General features: G+C 33.1%; 19 protein-coding genes and 2 pseudogenes. 17 read left to right on the top strand and 4 right to left on the bottom strand.

Going from position 1 to position 15,000, the window contains the following annotated elements; translation table 11 throughout:
- Positions 1-36 precede the first annotated feature (36 nt).
- From EJF36_RS17490 to EJF36_RS17475, 4 genes are all read left to right on the top strand, one after another.
- Positions 37-291: a helix-turn-helix domain-containing protein gene (locus tag EJF36_RS17490; RefSeq protein WP_185806950.1), complete on the top strand. Its 255-nt coding sequence runs from the start codon at positions 37-39 to the stop codon at positions 289-291.
- The gene (locus EJF36_RS17485; protein ID WP_125907526.1) at positions 284-733 is read left to right on the top strand and encodes a hypothetical protein; all 450 of its coding nucleotides are present in this window, start codon (positions 284-286) and stop codon (positions 731-733) included. The genes EJF36_RS17490 and EJF36_RS17485 overlap by 8 nt, the downstream gene beginning before the upstream one ends.
- Positions 734-886: 153 nt before the next feature.
- Positions 887-1,879, top strand: a complete 993-nt coding sequence (locus EJF36_RS17480) for a virulence RhuM family protein (RefSeq protein WP_125907525.1) — start codon at positions 887-889, stop codon at positions 1,877-1,879.
- A 158-nt stretch (positions 1,880-2,037) separates the two neighbouring features.
- Positions 2,038-2,547, top strand: coding sequence for a DUF4367 domain-containing protein (locus tag EJF36_RS17475; protein ID WP_125907524.1), 510 nt, complete (start codon positions 2,038-2,040; stop codon positions 2,545-2,547).
- 89 nt (positions 2,548-2,636) lie between these two features.
- Here EJF36_RS17475 and EJF36_RS17470 read toward each other — a convergent pair whose 3' ends face one another.
- Both EJF36_RS17470 and EJF36_RS17465 read right to left on the bottom strand, forming a co-directional pair.
- Positions 2,637-3,398: a DUF3888 domain-containing protein gene (locus EJF36_RS17470; RefSeq protein ID WP_125907523.1), complete on the bottom strand. Its 762-nt coding sequence runs from the start codon at positions 3,396-3,398 to the stop codon at positions 2,637-2,639.
- Between the two features lie 671 nt (positions 3,399-4,069).
- Positions 4,070-4,884, bottom strand: a pseudogene (locus EJF36_RS17465) (tyrosine-type recombinase/integrase).
- Between the two features lie 194 nt (positions 4,885-5,078).
- Between EJF36_RS17465 and EJF36_RS17460 the strand changes: the two are divergent.
- The 3 genes from EJF36_RS17460 (at position 5,079) to EJF36_RS17450 (ending at position 6,301) form a co-directional block, all read left to right on the top strand.
- Complete coding sequence (locus EJF36_RS17460) at positions 5,079-5,555, top strand: pyridoxamine 5'-phosphate oxidase family protein (protein WP_260471933.1); 477 nt, start codon at positions 5,079-5,081, stop codon at positions 5,553-5,555.
- A 136-nt stretch (positions 5,556-5,691) separates the two neighbouring features.
- On the top strand, positions 5,692-5,964 hold the full coding sequence (locus tag EJF36_RS17455) for a hypothetical protein (RefSeq protein ID WP_125907522.1): 273 nt from the start codon (positions 5,692-5,694) through the stop codon (positions 5,962-5,964).
- Complete coding sequence (locus tag EJF36_RS17450) at positions 5,948-6,301, top strand: type II toxin-antitoxin system RelE/ParE family toxin (protein WP_125907521.1); 354 nt, start codon at positions 5,948-5,950, stop codon at positions 6,299-6,301. The genes EJF36_RS17455 and EJF36_RS17450 overlap by 17 nt, the downstream gene beginning before the upstream one ends.
- A gap of 210 nt (positions 6,302-6,511) precedes the next feature.
- Here the strand turns inward: EJF36_RS17450 and EJF36_RS17445 are convergent, their stop codons facing one another.
- Entirely contained in the window at positions 6,512-7,051 is a 540-nt protein-coding gene (locus EJF36_RS17445; RefSeq protein ID WP_125907520.1) for a hypothetical protein, read from the bottom strand.
- Between the two features lie 277 nt (positions 7,052-7,328).
- Between EJF36_RS17445 and EJF36_RS17440 the strand changes: the two genes are divergently transcribed.
- The 7 genes and pseudogenes from EJF36_RS17440 to EJF36_RS17415 all read left to right on the top strand — a co-directional run bounded on the left by EJF36_RS17440 (position 7,329) and on the right by EJF36_RS17415 (position 12,660).
- Complete coding sequence (locus EJF36_RS17440) at positions 7,329-7,778, top strand: hypothetical protein (protein ID WP_125907519.1); 450 nt, start codon at positions 7,329-7,331, stop codon at positions 7,776-7,778.
- 139 nt (positions 7,779-7,917) lie between these two features.
- Complete coding sequence (locus EJF36_RS17435) at positions 7,918-8,175, top strand: hypothetical protein (protein WP_125907518.1); 258 nt, start codon at positions 7,918-7,920, stop codon at positions 8,173-8,175.
- A gap of 296 nt (positions 8,176-8,471) precedes the next feature.
- Positions 8,472-8,969 (top strand): AAA family ATPase, encoded by a 498-nt coding sequence (locus EJF36_RS17430; RefSeq protein ID WP_125907517.1) that lies wholly within the window; start codon positions 8,472-8,474, stop codon positions 8,967-8,969.
- A gap of 346 nt (positions 8,970-9,315) precedes the next feature.
- A pseudogene (locus tag EJF36_RS21925) lies at positions 9,316-9,454 on the top strand (shikimate kinase); the annotation flags it as partial.
- Positions 9,455-10,257: 803 nt separating this feature from the next.
- Positions 10,258-10,731, top strand: a complete 474-nt coding sequence (locus EJF36_RS17425; protein WP_125907516.1) for a tRNA (cytidine(34)-2'-O)-methyltransferase — start codon at positions 10,258-10,260, stop codon at positions 10,729-10,731.
- A gap of 356 nt (positions 10,732-11,087) precedes the next feature.
- A complete protein-coding gene (locus EJF36_RS17420) occupies positions 11,088-11,891 on the top strand; it encodes a hypothetical protein (RefSeq protein WP_125907515.1) in 804 nt (267 codons plus the stop codon).
- Positions 11,892-12,120: 229 nt separating this feature from the next.
- Positions 12,121-12,660: a GNAT family N-acetyltransferase gene (locus tag EJF36_RS17415; RefSeq protein WP_125907514.1), complete on the top strand. Its 540-nt coding sequence runs from the start codon at positions 12,121-12,123 to the stop codon at positions 12,658-12,660.
- Between the two features lie 61 nt (positions 12,661-12,721).
- On the opposite strand, the gene EJF36_RS21630 is transcribed toward EJF36_RS17415, so the two are convergent.
- Positions 12,722-12,895, bottom strand: a complete 174-nt coding sequence (locus EJF36_RS21630) for a hypothetical protein (RefSeq protein ID WP_185806949.1) — start codon at positions 12,893-12,895, stop codon at positions 12,722-12,724.
- 209 nt (positions 12,896-13,104) lie between these two features.
- Between EJF36_RS21630 and EJF36_RS17410 the strand changes: the two genes are divergently transcribed.
- The 3 genes from EJF36_RS17410 (at position 13,105) to EJF36_RS17400 (ending at position 14,798) form a co-directional block, all read left to right on the top strand.
- Entirely contained in the window at positions 13,105-13,320 is a 216-nt protein-coding gene (locus EJF36_RS17410; protein WP_125907513.1) for a hypothetical protein, read from the top strand.
- A gap of 1 nt (position 13,321) precedes the next feature.
- Positions 13,322-13,516: a helix-turn-helix transcriptional regulator gene (locus EJF36_RS17405; protein WP_125907512.1), complete on the top strand. Its 195-nt coding sequence runs from the start codon at positions 13,322-13,324 to the stop codon at positions 13,514-13,516.
- A 352-nt stretch (positions 13,517-13,868) separates the two neighbouring features.
- A complete protein-coding gene (locus EJF36_RS17400; RefSeq protein ID WP_125907511.1) occupies positions 13,869-14,798 on the top strand; it encodes an oxidoreductase in 930 nt (309 codons plus the stop codon).
- Positions 14,799-15,000: the final 202 nt, after the last annotated feature.

The raw sequence follows: 15,000 nt of genomic DNA, 5'->3' as shown, positions 1-15,000 counted from the left end.
GCGTTTTAATAGAAAACAAGAATGGAAGGTGAGTACATGGAAACAGTAAAGGACAGATCTATTTTTGCAGAATTCTTATTAGATTCTCGCTTGGAAAAAGGTTGGAGCTTGCGTGATTTGGAAATTGCCACAGAAGGTATAAGTCCTTCCTACCTTCACAGGTTAGAGAAAGGTCTAAAAAAGAATCCTTCTGTATTGACTTTGAATGCCTTAGCTAAAGCATATGAGGTGGATTTAATCGACCTAATTGAGTTGGTACTACGTGATCAGAAGGAAAGAAACGATGAATAATAATCAGGATGTAATGTTGCAGATGGCGGTTACAAATGGAAAGGCACTTGTGATATTATCTTTAATTAATAGACCTGATATTTATATGGATGTTGTTAAAGAAATTGAAAAGAACATGGACTTAGAACTAACATCGCATAGGCATAGTTTAGATGTTAAAGCCGAAGGAACACGAATACTATATAAGGGTTCATTTAAAGAGTATAAAGATATTGAGCAGAAAGCTGAATTTATTATGAAAAACCCTATTAGGTTTGACATTAATTTCAATGGTTATGTATTTGAGGGAATGATGCCAAAAGGAGTATTAGATAACCTGCGGAATAACAATGTAAAAGAAATTATTTTTCAAGTGAGTAACCAATTTGTAAAAGGAAGGAAATCCTATATCAAAATGAATCAAGTCGTTGTTACAGGCATAAAAAATATTAGTTTCAGTTAAATACGAAAGTATGTAGAGAGGGCATTGAATATTCAATGTTCTCTTTGCTTTATAAGGAAAAGGTATCATTCATGATATAATAATAGAGTAATTAAATGGAACATAAATGACTTCACATAGATTAACAATCTCTTAATAAAAGGAGGAATATAAATGACTGATGAAACAAATATTCTCATTTATCAAACGGAAGAAGGTAACACGAAAATAGATGTACGGTTAGAAAATGAGACTGTTTGGATGACACAAAAGGCAATAGCAGAGCTTTATCAAACATCACCCCAAAATATCACGTTACATATAAAAAATATTTACGAAGAGGGCGAATTACAAGAAGAAGCAACTTGTAAGTATTACTTACAAGTTCGAAATGAAGGAAGTAGACAGGTAAAACGTAAAGCAAAACACTACAACCTTGAAATGATTATAGCGATTGGATACCGAGTTCGCTCACATCGTGGGACACAATTTCGTAGGTGGGCAACAGAACGCTTAAATGAATATCTGGTAAAAGGCTTTACAATGGATGATGACCGTTTAAAAGAAATGCGAAACTTTGGACAAGATTATTTTGACGAATTACTTGAACGTATTCGAGATATTCGTGCATCAGAAAAAAGATTTTATCAAAAGATTACGGATATATATGCTACGGCTGTTGACTACGATCCGAAAGCTGAACAGTCACAGGAGTTCTTTGCAACAGTACAAAATAAATTGCACTTTGCCATACATGGTCATACAGCATCAGAACTAATTGCAAGTCGAGCAGATGCTACAAAGGAAAACATGGGCTTAACGTCATGGAAAGGTGATAAAGTACGCAAGCAAGACGTTAGAGTTGCAAAAAACTACTTAAATGAAAAAGAAATGAAGCAACTTAATCGTATTGTAACAATGTATCTGGACTATGCCGAAGATCAAGCAGAGCGGAATCAACCGATGTATATGAAAGATTGGGTGGATAAGCTGAATGCCTTTCTACAATTTAACGGGCGTGACATTCTTGAAAATGCGGGAAAGGTTTCGAAAGAAGTAGCTGAAAAATTAGCAGTACAGGAATATGAGAAATATAATCAGCATCGTATAGGAAAACGAGACAATAGTGATTTTGATGAATTTATTAAAAGGAATGAATTAAAGTAAAATGGATAGTTGGAAAGAATGGCGTAGAATAGTATTTAAACTTGCCTATTAACATCCTGTCTTTAATGAAACTATAATGTGGAAACTTACTGCAAATAGTTACTTATATATTGGATACACTATCCAGTAGAAATTATTACGAAATGGGGTAGTGTAAAATGAAGTATTTGTTGAAATTGTTATTGGTTTTTATTTTAATTTCAACTATACCTTTGTGTGTTCAAGCAAAAAACATAAAATACAATCATAACAGTATTACTATTTCAGAAGTCGAAAAAAAGGTTGACTTCAAAGTTCTTTCTCCAAAACAAGTGCCTAAGGATTGGACTTTAGAGATTAAGACTTATCCTTTAGGTGAAAAAGATACTATAACTAATTTCAGATTACATTACATGGATAAAAACGATAAGTATTTGATGGTTGGTATTGAACAAAGGAAAGCAGTTTCTAATGAAGTTGAAGTAAAGACACCAAATGCAGAAAAGATAAATATAAACGGTCATATTGCTTACTTCCAAGGATGGGGTAACGGTGGCGAAGGAGATAGCAAAGGTAAGAAAATTACAGGGGGATTACTTACTTGGATACAAGATGGAACTTATATAGAAATGGATAGTTCTAATATATCCAAGGAAAATATGATGAAAATTGCAAATTCATTGAAATAGGTTATTTTACTAAAGGGTTGTGAATATTGAACAAGAGATTTCGGATCGACATCTCTTGTACTGTTAAAGAGCAGGTAAATAGTTCGGCTTTAATAGTACCAGAGCAATTTAGCATCCATTTTCTTACCTTGTTTCTGCTTTTTATCTTTTATTGTCCATGTATCATTTATCTTTTGAAGAAAATAAACGATATTTGTGCCATCTCCTTCTTTCAAAAGGATGTATCCTTGGTCTTCTTTCAAATATGTAATAGGAGCAACAACATTTTTAAAAGGGTGTGTTTTTTTTGCGTATGGTGCAAGTTTAGTGCTTGCTATGTCTGTAACGATTTGATGTATTTGATTAAAACCTGAACTTTTAAGTTCACTTGGGTTATAATGCTTGTATGTTTCTAATTTTAAACCAAATGATTGTTTTATATCAGCAAGTATTTCTTTATAAAATGACTCGATCATTTTAAAAGTATCATCTCCTTTTATTTCAAAGTTAGTTACTTTATATCTGGAGTAACTGAAATCTAAGGTAATGAAAATTTTAAAATGTGGAGGATTGTGTGCGTGTTCAAACGTACTAACCACAAGCTTTGCTTGATAATTAAATGGTTCATTTGGTTCGTTTCGCTTAATACTTAGGAGTTTTGTGCCAATTGTATCAAACTGAAAACTGTAAGTTCCGAAAGTTTTAAAATCCATTAAGTAATTACTTATTTCTTCATCTATATGCGGTAAAAGAGTGTTTACAAATGCTTCTCTAATTAGTTGTTCTTCACTTTCTTGTTGTGCTTTTAAGTAGGTAGGAAAGAAACTAAAACAATAAATAATTGTAAAAAAGATCAATAAAGGCTTTTTCATTATAAATTAATTCCCTCCATTTCTAAGACATAGAGGTATTTTAACCAAATAGAATAATCTTATTATTTTTCACTAACGGATGATTTAATTTGACAAAAAAAGAAAAAACGTTTGGAAATAAGATTTATGTGTTGTTTTGTAGCTTAAATTAACCCCAACTGCGTGCATATGAAAATAAGAAGAATGGAAAATGAATGAAAAAAAACTTGTCTCCGTAAGATTTTTCGTAATCCATGGTCAAAACCATGGTCAGCTTTTTAAAAAGGTAGCTAAAAACCCTTATAAACACTGGTATTACAGCACATTCAGTAGACGGTGGTTCGACTCCCACCGTCTCCACCAAATACATATTTGGTGGTTTTTTTATGTTTTGTGACTTGAATTATATAATTGCCGTTTTGGCAGACATATGCTTCAAAAAACTAAAGGCAAGTATATACTTCAAAATACAATGAGCATAAACCTTCCTTTTAGATATTTTATGCTTTATTTTAGGAACGTATTTGATCATGATGGTTTAATAAAGAATTTTCACAACTAATTCTTTTAAAGCACAGTAGACTGTTTACTGTGTAGCAAAGAAGCTAACATTTACTTGAACAATAGCTCTTAATAAAGAGTTTTAAAGGTACCTGTAATGAGAGGTACTTTTTTCTAAATGATTAGTTATTTTAGAAGTACTTTCTATATAATTCCTGTCTCAATTTTCCACTTAACTGAGCATAGATACGAGTAGTTTCACTTTTCATGCCCCAATAAACTTTGTATAACATCAAGAGGGGCTCCGTTATTAAGAAGGTGTGTGGCATAGCTGTGTCTGAGTTGGTGAGGGTGAATGGTCTTATTTATACCTGCTCTCTTTGATATTCTTTTAATGACATACCTCATTTGAGCTATACTCATGCGATGTGGCACTCGCTCTGTCACAAAAATAGCTGGATCTTGATCCGTTCGAATTTGCATATAACGTTTTAACCAAATGTCGCATCGGATATTAAAATACACTTCACGTTCCTTATCTCCCTTCCCTCTTACAATGGCGGAACGATCTGACCAATTAATACAGTTACGGTCTAATGAAACAATCTCTCCAATCAGGCAACCTGTTGAAAACATAAACTCAAATATGGCTTTCTCCATTGGAGTATTGCAAGCTTCCCTCAAGTGCTCGATTTTTCTTTCCCCACTTTTGGTTCTTTGATCTTCGAAGCTGGATTCACAGGAATATGGCCTTCTTCATGTAACCACCGAAAGAATGACCGAATAAATCTAACTCTGTGGGCAAGGCTTGAGGGTTTTAATCCTTCACTGGATGAAGCCAAGTAATCCTTAAATTCCTTGTGTGGTAATCGACTGAACATTAATATCTTGGAAGTGGCGGACTAAGAGGTTTGCCTGAAGACGGTAGGCGTTTTAGGGTATGAGGTGAAGACCCTTCAATTCGTTTTTCCGCTTTGTAGGCTTCCCAGGCTTTTGTTAGTAACACGTAAAATCCCTCCATTTAATTAACTTCATTTAGAGGAATTATTTCCATATTTGTGGAAACAAAGAACAATCAATCGTCATTTTCTGGTATGATTTAGGTATGAAAATCATAGAGATTGTGAAATAGTGACCTTAAACTAAAGAAGCAGACTTGTTTAAGAAAGAAGTAATAAAAAGATGGTTAATCAGGAGGTCATGATGAGAATTATTAGAGATACAGGTAAAAGTTTTGATTTAGAAAATTTTCTTTCAAAGCCTTTAGTAGCTCATTTATCAACAGTGGTAGAGGATGCACCGAGAGATTCACCTGTTTGGTTTTATTGGGAAGATAACAAAATTTGGATAATAGGTACAGCTTCAGATACATTTCCAGATAGAATAAGGGAAAATCCAAAGTGTGCTATTGGAATAGTAGATTACAATCAGCATAATGGACTTTTTTTACATGCAGGATTTAGAGGTACAGCAACCGTAAAGCCTTTTGAGAAGATGATAGCTAATCAGTTAATTTCTCGTTACTTAGGTACTGAAATAGAAAAATGGGACCCACGTTTTAAAAACTTAGATAATAGTAATGTTTTAATATGCTTTATCCCTGAAACAGTAGTAGTTCGTGACCAATCATTTGTCCTTCCTAAACAACCAGAAATAGCAGATTGTTCAAAGGAATAGTTATTTCTTGTGCTAACGGAAGCTTATCTTGAATAAGGACTTTGTGACTTATTGGATAGTGAGCTTAAAGTGTATTTAATTTTGAATAGAATTCTTATAGAGACATTTGATATAATTGAACTGAGGTGAAATCTAAATGAATTCAATGAGTGAACAGGCAAAACAAGAATTATTTAGTGCACTAAATGGAAGAGAGTCAGGAGTCTTTGTTATGAATGGTAAATTGGTTTCCGTTGAAGTAGAAGGTGAATCAGAAAGAATAGATTATGCTTTGGATTCTGATTTAGCACAAGAAATTGAAGAATATCCTGAACTTAAAGCTTCATTGACTAGGTATTTAGATAATCCAGATATGAAAAGGTATTCTGGAAGAGAGCTGAAATCTAAGCGCAATGAAGAAAGAAAATAAAAAGCCTTTTACTGTTCTTTTTACAGAGGAGTTTGAATTGAGTTTAGATAAAATTCAACATTTCTTTTCTGATCAAGGAGAAGAAACCTTAAACTGGTGGTACGCCAAAGAAGACGAAATAATTGATTATATTGATGATAAGCTTTCCAGTAACCCTTTCATTGGTCAATCAGTTGAAAGTGGAAGTTTTAAAGGGTTAAGAAGATTAATATACGGTAAAAGTAGACATAAAATGTTGAACTATGTAATTTACTATGCAGTACATGAAAATGATGGATACGTTGATGTTATTAACATATTACCTTCAAGAACAGAAAGAAAGCGTATAAGGAAATAATGTAAAGGTTGTTGCTGAAAAAGTGACAACCTTATTTTAATCCACTGTCGCTCTTACACTAAGAAGCAGTAATGTTTAAAAAGATCATCAGGTATAGAGGTCTTATATGGGAACAGAAGCCCAAATCGTTTACGATAAAAGAATTGTTCACTTGTAACAAGGGAACAAGAAAAAAGCATTGGATCTAATACCAATGCTTTTTCTATCTGGTTATGGACTCACTGAGTTTGCTATCTCAACTAAATTTTCTGGTGTATTTTGGTCTGACACATCTTTGTTTATGTTAAGAATATACTGCCAACCATCTTTTTCGAAGATAAGTAGATTAAATCCTTTTGCTTTTTTTGTACTATATATCGCTTTACTACCATCTTTAAGAGTAAAAGTTTGATCAATATGATCTTCTATAATTGATAATCCGTGCTTTGCTGGCTTGACCCAAATCATATAGTGATTTTTTGGTTTATCTTTATGACGGTATTCAATTTCAAGGCCATCATTTATGTCACCTTCCAAGTTGCTTAACCTGCCGAAGCTATGAGTAAATGTAACTGGAGGTATTTGTATAGGCAGAGCAATATCCTTTTTAAAGTGCTCTTTGCTTTCTTGTATAGCAACGTTAACTTCCTTGAATCCAATGTCAAATAGCGATTTTTGGAATTCTACGCTTGTGTAGTTAGCTTTAGCTTCATTAAATATTAAAAAGGTTAAAACAATACAAAAAATAATGTTGGTTAAAAGTTTGATCATTACCACTTCCTCGAATTTTTTTGGGAATATTCTTAGAGGTTACTATCTGCAATTATTAACTTAAATATTAAATGTTCTCCATTTGAGGACATAACTTCTGGAAAATCTGAAAAAGATTAATAAGTATCGTTATTGAAGTAAAGGAGGCTTTTCTGCAAAGAGAAGAACGCCTTTTCATTATGTAAGGAGTAATATTTAATGAAGAAATGTAACTTTATGGTAAAATAATTAGACGGTTGAAAAAAATTAAAGTTAATAGGTAAAGGAGGAGAAGTTTATGGCAAATAAGAAACTACTCTATTTTTGCTGTTTGTTTATTTTCTCTTTACTATTTGGTTGTTCTAGTGAAGTATCTCAAAAGTATTCTAAATTAGAGCAAATTGAAAAAGTTATTGTACAATCCATGAAATCTGACGGAACCCTTAATAAGGGTGAAACGGTTCAAGATAAACAAACAATAGAGAACGTAAAGAACATATTTAGTGAAATAGAATGGAAAACGGATAAGAATTTTAAAATAGATAGAAAAGAAGATGCTATGCTTACGTTATTTTATAATAGTGAGGAAGCAACACAAGAAGGTACAGATGAGTTTAAGATAAATGAGTATAGGATATGGTTTAACGAAGATCTAACAGCAACGATTATTACTTATGATGAAAATGAGTCGTATTTTAGTGTTATAGAATCTCACTCGGCTCAAAATTTAGCTAATTTAATTTATTGATTACTGATTTAGAATTTACAGTTGCTCACTAAAAAAACAGGGAGCTTATCTCTAATAACAAAATTACTATATATTGAGCGTTATTCCAATTTATCTTAATCATGATAAAATGTAAGTAAATATGTCGGAGGGGCCTTAAATGAAGTGGATTGATGTGTGTGAAGATTTTCCAGAGCAATGGGTTTTAATTGAAGCTGTTCGAGCACATACAAATGAGAAAAGTGAACGTATTTTAGATGAGATTGCTCCTTTGAAAAAGTTTTCTAATTCTTCAGATGCTATGAAAGCATATCAAAAAATTCATCAAGAAGAACCTGGAAGGGAATTATACGTTCTTCATACTAGCCGTAAGGAGCCTAACATCATTGAGAAAAAATGGGTAGGTATCAGGAGATAGTGAAAAAATTAATAATTGAAGACGGTTTATTGCTTACGGATATGGAAGTAATATTTTCAGGACAGTTGCTACTTTACAACGTGTGTTAGTGGATACAGGGTCGGGAAGTACAGTTATATCAACAGACTAAGCAGAGTCAATTGGTATTGTAGCAGAAGAAAATGACATGATATACCGTATTAGTGGCGTCGGAGGCTCAGAGTTTGTAGCGGGAATTTCGAGTTGCCCCACCGTGTAACACTACTAGTGTTACACTTATATAATTTTAACCACTAAAATAAGAATGGGGGAAAAATATGAAACAATTGGGGACACTATACTTTTTCTGTGGAAAAATGGGGGCAGGAAAATCAACTAAATCAAAACAATTGGCGATAGATAAACATGCGGTACTGTTGTCTGAGGATGAATGGCTTTCATGTCTTTATCCCAATCAAATCGCTTCATTTGACGACTATCTAAAATTCTCAGCGCAGCTCAAGCCGTTGGTGAAAAAGCATGTCCAAAACATATTAAGTGTCGGTACAGATGTAGTGATGGATTTTCCAGCTAACACTCAAAAACTGCGAAAGTGGTTTTTGGATATGGCGTCAGAGGTCAATGCAAACCATCAATTAATTTTCCTTAATCTGAACAACGAGCAATGCTTACGTCAAATTGCCCAAAGGCGTAACGAACAACCTGAAAGAGCGGCTTTTGACACGGAAGCGGTGTTTATTCATGTTACAAAATTTTTTGAAGCACCAGAAGCATCCGAGGGTTTAAATGTTTTAGAGTTTAGTGGGAAAGAATAACAAGGTGTTCAACCTAGCGTTATAGAGCAGGAGGCAATTTTGTTTGCAACGGGTAATTAAACCTTCTCAATAAGCTTTTCATACTATCAACTTCATAGATTTTTCGAAATTGTTTAGATCTGCGACCTCTGCCCCTCACAAGACCACTGGGTATGAGTACAATAATTACGCGGTTCAGTATACTTCTGGCCAAACACATATTGAGTGTAAAAAATTAAGTGAGAGGATTTGTGTGTATAGAGTACCTTCTGTTCTGGGAGGTACTCTTTATAATATAAAATGAAATGTAAGTAAGGGAAAAGTTATAATATATATATGTTAAAATAGATTAACTTTTTGAATTAGTGTTGAATTAGAAGACGATATTGACGAGAGACTGAAACGAAATAAAAGTCCACACCGACTTGCACACAAGCCTTCTAAAAAGAAACGTTGATTGGTCAGAAAATGAACTAAAGGAAACTATGAAAAAATATAGGTTGAACCGTAACAGCTAGAAAATGTGTTTTCAGGTGACTTAAATAGAGAAGAAGTATCAGAATGGACTGAATTTTTATGTTATGATTGCTGAACCAAAGGTCTATGATGAAAATGTTTGGGAGCGTAATAACGAGACAGTCGTTCAATAAATCTAAGAAAAGGGAGGGCAATATAAAATGAATATATTTGTGAAATGGCTTTTCACGTCAATGTCCTTGGCACTTATAAGCTTAGTCCTAGTATTTAATGTAGAAAATTTGGCGACTTTAACGGGAGGAACCAATAGATATGTCTTGCTAATAGGAATTTTATTTACTTATTTATTAATATTTGGGACGTTTTTCTGCTTATTTAAAGCAAACGGGGAACAAAAAATAAAAATGCTGGTTATATCCTTATTTACTTCGTTACTTTCGTTAGGTGTATTCGTTTTGAATAGTTTCATTTTTGTTATTTATTTTATAGGAAAATAGTCAATACACTTTAACTAAAAGAGCGTTTCTAAACAAGCAGAAACGCTTGTTAGCTACTAGGTAAGTATAAGTGCAAGTGCAACTATGCCTCTGTCTTCGCCAATTGGCGAGTTTTCTTTATTTTCTCCTTTTAGAGTATTAGGAATAAGGAATAGGAAAGTAACTTACTTAGAGGAATATTAGGATTAGGGATAAACTCAATGCTTGTCGTTGCTTTGGAGGGTAATAAATCAAGGGCATGAGAAGCTACTATACCTTTTTAAAAAATAGATAAATTAGTATATAATGGCCATATTGTGCAACGTATTATAAAGTTTGATAGAGGTGAAAATAAAATGGGAATAAATGTTGTATTATATCAACCAGAAATCCCTTCGAACACAGCTAATATAGCGCTAACCTGTGCTGCAACGAACTCAATTTTACATTTAATTCGGCCGCTTAGTTTTTCAACGGATGAAAAGATGTTAAAAGCAGCTGGTATTGATTTTTGGGACAAAGTAAATGTCCGCTATTATGATTCAATAGAGGAATTTTATGAGCTAAACCCAATGGGGGATTATTTTTTTATTGAAAATTTCGGCGATGGAAGATATACAGATTTTAATTACAGCAATCCTGATAGGGAATACTTTTTTATTTTTGGGCGTGAAACGAATGGTATTCCACGAGAAATAATTGAAAAGTATAAAGATAAATGCTTAAGAATTCCAATGACAATAAATGTCCGTTCCCTTAATTTATCAAATACTGCAGCCGTACTTATATATGAAGCATTAAGACAACAAGGATATCCAAATCTAAAATAAAAATAGAGCAGAGATTAGGCTTGTTTTTTAATAACAAAGACCTAAGTCACGAAGTTTAAAACGTTTTCCTATATCATCTCCCTCTCCAAAAGAGTGCGGTAATGATATAAAGAGACATTAATCATATGGTTATGTCTCTTTATTAGTATAATAAACTTCCGATTGAAAGAAGGAAAAAAAACACCTAGTATCGAATAATGTGAATATTGGGTAGGCATACATAACTGATGCAGCAGGAATGGCATAAGTTACTAAAATGGTTCTGAAATAAATTAGGTAATGATAATTATGTGAAGTGATGAACATAATATAAGGATATAAGGAAATATAAGAATTATGTTAAATGGAGAAAATTGATGAAGAAATTTATTAACAAGATTCATAGTAAAGAAACAAAGATTGCGGTATATGTTAAAGAAAATGACTTTAAACCTGTATGGTTCGTAGTTGCAATTTTTTGGGTAACATTTGGTACATATGCTTATAATGAATTTCTTAATAACAAGACAGTAGTAACAGAACTATTGTTTTTGTTTATAACGATTTCAATCATTTGGAAGAACAAATCACTTATAAAGCCGTTTTTCCAAAATCCATTTAAACAAGTGGGGATACCTTACACTTGGTCCAATATTTTATGGATATATCCCTTCAGTGTATTATTCATTAGTGCTTTGTTCGTAATAGTAATACAAAGTGTAGGACTAGTTCCCGATGATCCTCAAAACATTGATCAAATGTCTATGACCTTTGGAGAATATATTACTAACCTATTAACCTTACCTTTATTAGTTTTTGAAGAAGAGTCCTTCAATGTACTCATGGTGGCAGCCTTGGCTAGAATGTTTTCTAAACGATTGAAACATGGGTGGTTTTATATAGTCGTTTTATTAACATCTTGTTACTTTGGATTTCTTCATGTAACTGCATGGGGCTGGGAATCAGCGATTTCAAGAATGTTCATACATATTCCATTTATTTTTAGTATCTTATATTTCAAAACAGCTTGGATTAGTATATTAGCGCATCTTTACCAAAATGCAATGACTTATACATCTGTTATTTACCCTGAGTTTCCAACTCTATTTGTGGAATACGGTATGTTGTTGTGTTTATTAATAATTGTATATAGACGGGTACTAACCAAATTAAAACGATAGGATTCTAATAGAGAAGTAAAATAAAAGACTAATATATTAGAAGCGTAGTATTCACTTTAAACTACGTGCAGTATGGATTGAAAGTGTTAATTGATAACTAACTATGTCAGTTTATATGAGATGAGTGGATTAGCAAAAAGATACAAGCGAGGACAACACATGTGTATCCGGAATTTTTAACATTCAGTTTATGCTTATTTAACTTATATTAACGTTAAAGGAGAAAATAATGAAACTTGATGTGCAATTAACTGATAAAAATGAAGCATATATTATAAAAAACTTGTATCCCTTGTATCTCTATGACCTATCCGGACATTATGGTTTACTTCCTAATATGCATGGTATTTATGAGGAGAGTAATGATTTCCGAACATTAAAAGACCAGTATGATATTCAAAATATTTGGTGGAAAAAGCCAGGTGTTTTATTCCCATACATAATTTTGGTAAATGAAATACCAGTGGGATTTATTCTAATAGCAACTCCACCACATTGCAATAAAGGAATAGATTACTTTGTAAATGAATTTTTCTTAATTCAGTCATTAAGAGGGCAAGGTATTGCTGAGCGTGCAGCAAATATAGTGTTCTCACAGCATAAGGGGACTTGGGAGCTGTTTACTAATCCACTAGAAAAAAATGTTGTTGGCCAAAAATTCTGGAGGAAGACTGTTTCTAATTATACTAAGGGAGCTTACATTGAGGAGAACGGTGAAACTTTTGATGGACATAAACTTATTTTTCGGTTTAACAACTCTGAAAAATAAAGGTACCTTGGATATAGTCAGGGTACCTTTTTTGTAGTCGTAATGAGTTTTTTTTATCAAGCTATTCATTAATTAGTTGTTGAACTTGTTGAATCACCTGCTGTGCTTTTTCAAGTTCCTCTTGAGCAAAATGACATGCTTCTGCTTCATCACTGTTTGAGTTAACTTGTTTTAAATGAAAATGTGCTTTGTGGATGATGTCTTGAGCTTTTTGTAATTCGCTTTTTGGGTTCATTATAAAGTCTTCCTCCTTCTTCAAATCCTTCATACTTATCATGTGCCAAATTTAGTTGATTACGCATTCTCATGTTTTTGTCTATTACCAACCACCCTTAAGTTTCACAACTTAGACACACTAAAATGTAAAAAAGTCTTTACGTTTTCCACTAATTGGATTAAAGTGAAAATGTAAAAAGTATTTTACATTTTTAGGAGGGAGTATACATGAATAAGTCATCTGAAATGGATGAAATGGAAACAAAAATTGAGCTATTTTCTATTTCCAGAGCTTATATCGTGGGTGTTGCAGGATTAGGTATTATTCAGCTAGCCACCATTTTTTATGATATAAATATAGAATATTTACCTGTTTTACTACTTGCAGCAATGATGATAACGAGAACGGTAAATAGACTTATTATTAAAAGAAAGATGATGTAGCTTGAAAAATACAATTCGAGAACGAAGAAAAGATTTAAAATTAACGCAAAATGATTTAGCATTGTTATTATCAGTTAGTAGACAAACTATTAATGCCATTGAAAATAACAAATACAATCCTACGCTAGAACTCGCCATGAATCTAGCTAGAGTTCTTAATACAACTGTAGACGAACTATTTTCTTTAGAAGATTAGCTAACAGTGAGAGAAACCTTATAGAATGTAGATGAAATAAAGCTAAATGATGGTATCCTTAAATTTAATAAAGAAGTTATTATTATGAGAACTCAATGGACATTGTTTGGATTAATGTCTGGTATTGCAAGTGTTTTTTTGTTTATCAATCGGTGTATGAAGAAAATGAACTTACGAAGATGTATCCAAGCTACGAATCGTATAAAAAAGCAGCAGGCCCCTTTGGTCTTTGTTCCAAGGGTTAGAAAATGAGTATTAAAGAATGAAAAATATGAAAGTAAGTTCTCATTAGAGGAATTATGAGCAACGTCATAAAAATAGGGTAACAACTAACTTGATTGGAGATTAAAAGATGTCAAATTGGACAGTGGAACAAATGAAGAGAGTTGACGACAAGGTTGCTATTGTAACAGGAGCAAATAGTGGACTGGGCTTAGAAACAGCAAAAGCTCTTGTGCAAAATGGAGCCCATGTTATATTAGCTGTAAGAAACAGCAGCAAGGGAAACGAAGCTAAGAAGTGGATTATCTCACAAACTAGCAATGAAGCGGTGACTAAAGTTATTGTGATGGAGCTTAATTTAGGAAGTCTTGCAAGTGTGAAAACTTTTGCTGAAAGCTTTCAACAATCATTCGACAGACTCGATCTATTAATTAATAATGCGGGCGTGATGATTCCTCCTTATGGAAAAACAGCCGATGGATTTGAACTTCAATTCGGAACGAATCATTTAGGGCATTTTGCCTTAACGGGATTGTTATTACCCATGCTAAAGAAAACAGAGGGTGCTCGTGTAGTAACGCTTAGCTCACTTGCTCATCGCGGGGCAGAGATTGACTTTCATAATTTAGATGGAGGTAATGGTTATAAGGCTGGTAAGTTCTATGGTCAAAGTAAGCTAGCAAACCTTTATTTTGCTAAAGCGTTAGATGAAAAATTAAAGGAAGCTGGTTTAGGTGTAAAGAGCTTAGCTTGTCATCCTGGAATATCAGCAACAAATTTGTTCCGAATCGGAAAGAATAAACAAACTCCTTGGTATGCTAAAATATTATTACCGATATTTTCTCAATCGGCAGCAATGGGGGCGCTACCTACATTGTACGCAGCGACAGAGGAAAGCTTGAAGGGCGGAGAATATATTGGTCCCGACGGAAAAGGAAATCGTAAAGGATATCCAACTGTTGAAAGACCACATAAATCAGCAGACAGTCGAGAAAGTATGAACAAGCTCTGGACTGTGTCAGAAGATTTAACCGGTATAAAGTTTGATTTCTCGAAATAACTCAATTTGATTTTTTATTGTGAGTGGAATTCATGTGAAAATGTAATGGCTAACATAATAAGTATAAACAAGATGACATCATAGTTCTACGGGCAGAAATATTATGTTAGAAGTGCCAAATTGTTAAGAGTGTAATCTTTCCACTCATGTGAGCACTCCTGACTCTAAAGCTAGAAAGAAAAACATAGAAAAACAAAATAAT

Source organism: Bacillus sp. HMF5848 (genome assembly GCF_003944835.1).
In the GTDB taxonomy this organism is placed as follows: Bacteria; Bacillota; Bacilli; order Bacillales; family HMF5848; genus HMF5848.
This window is presented reverse-complemented; position numbering and strand designations above follow the sequence as displayed.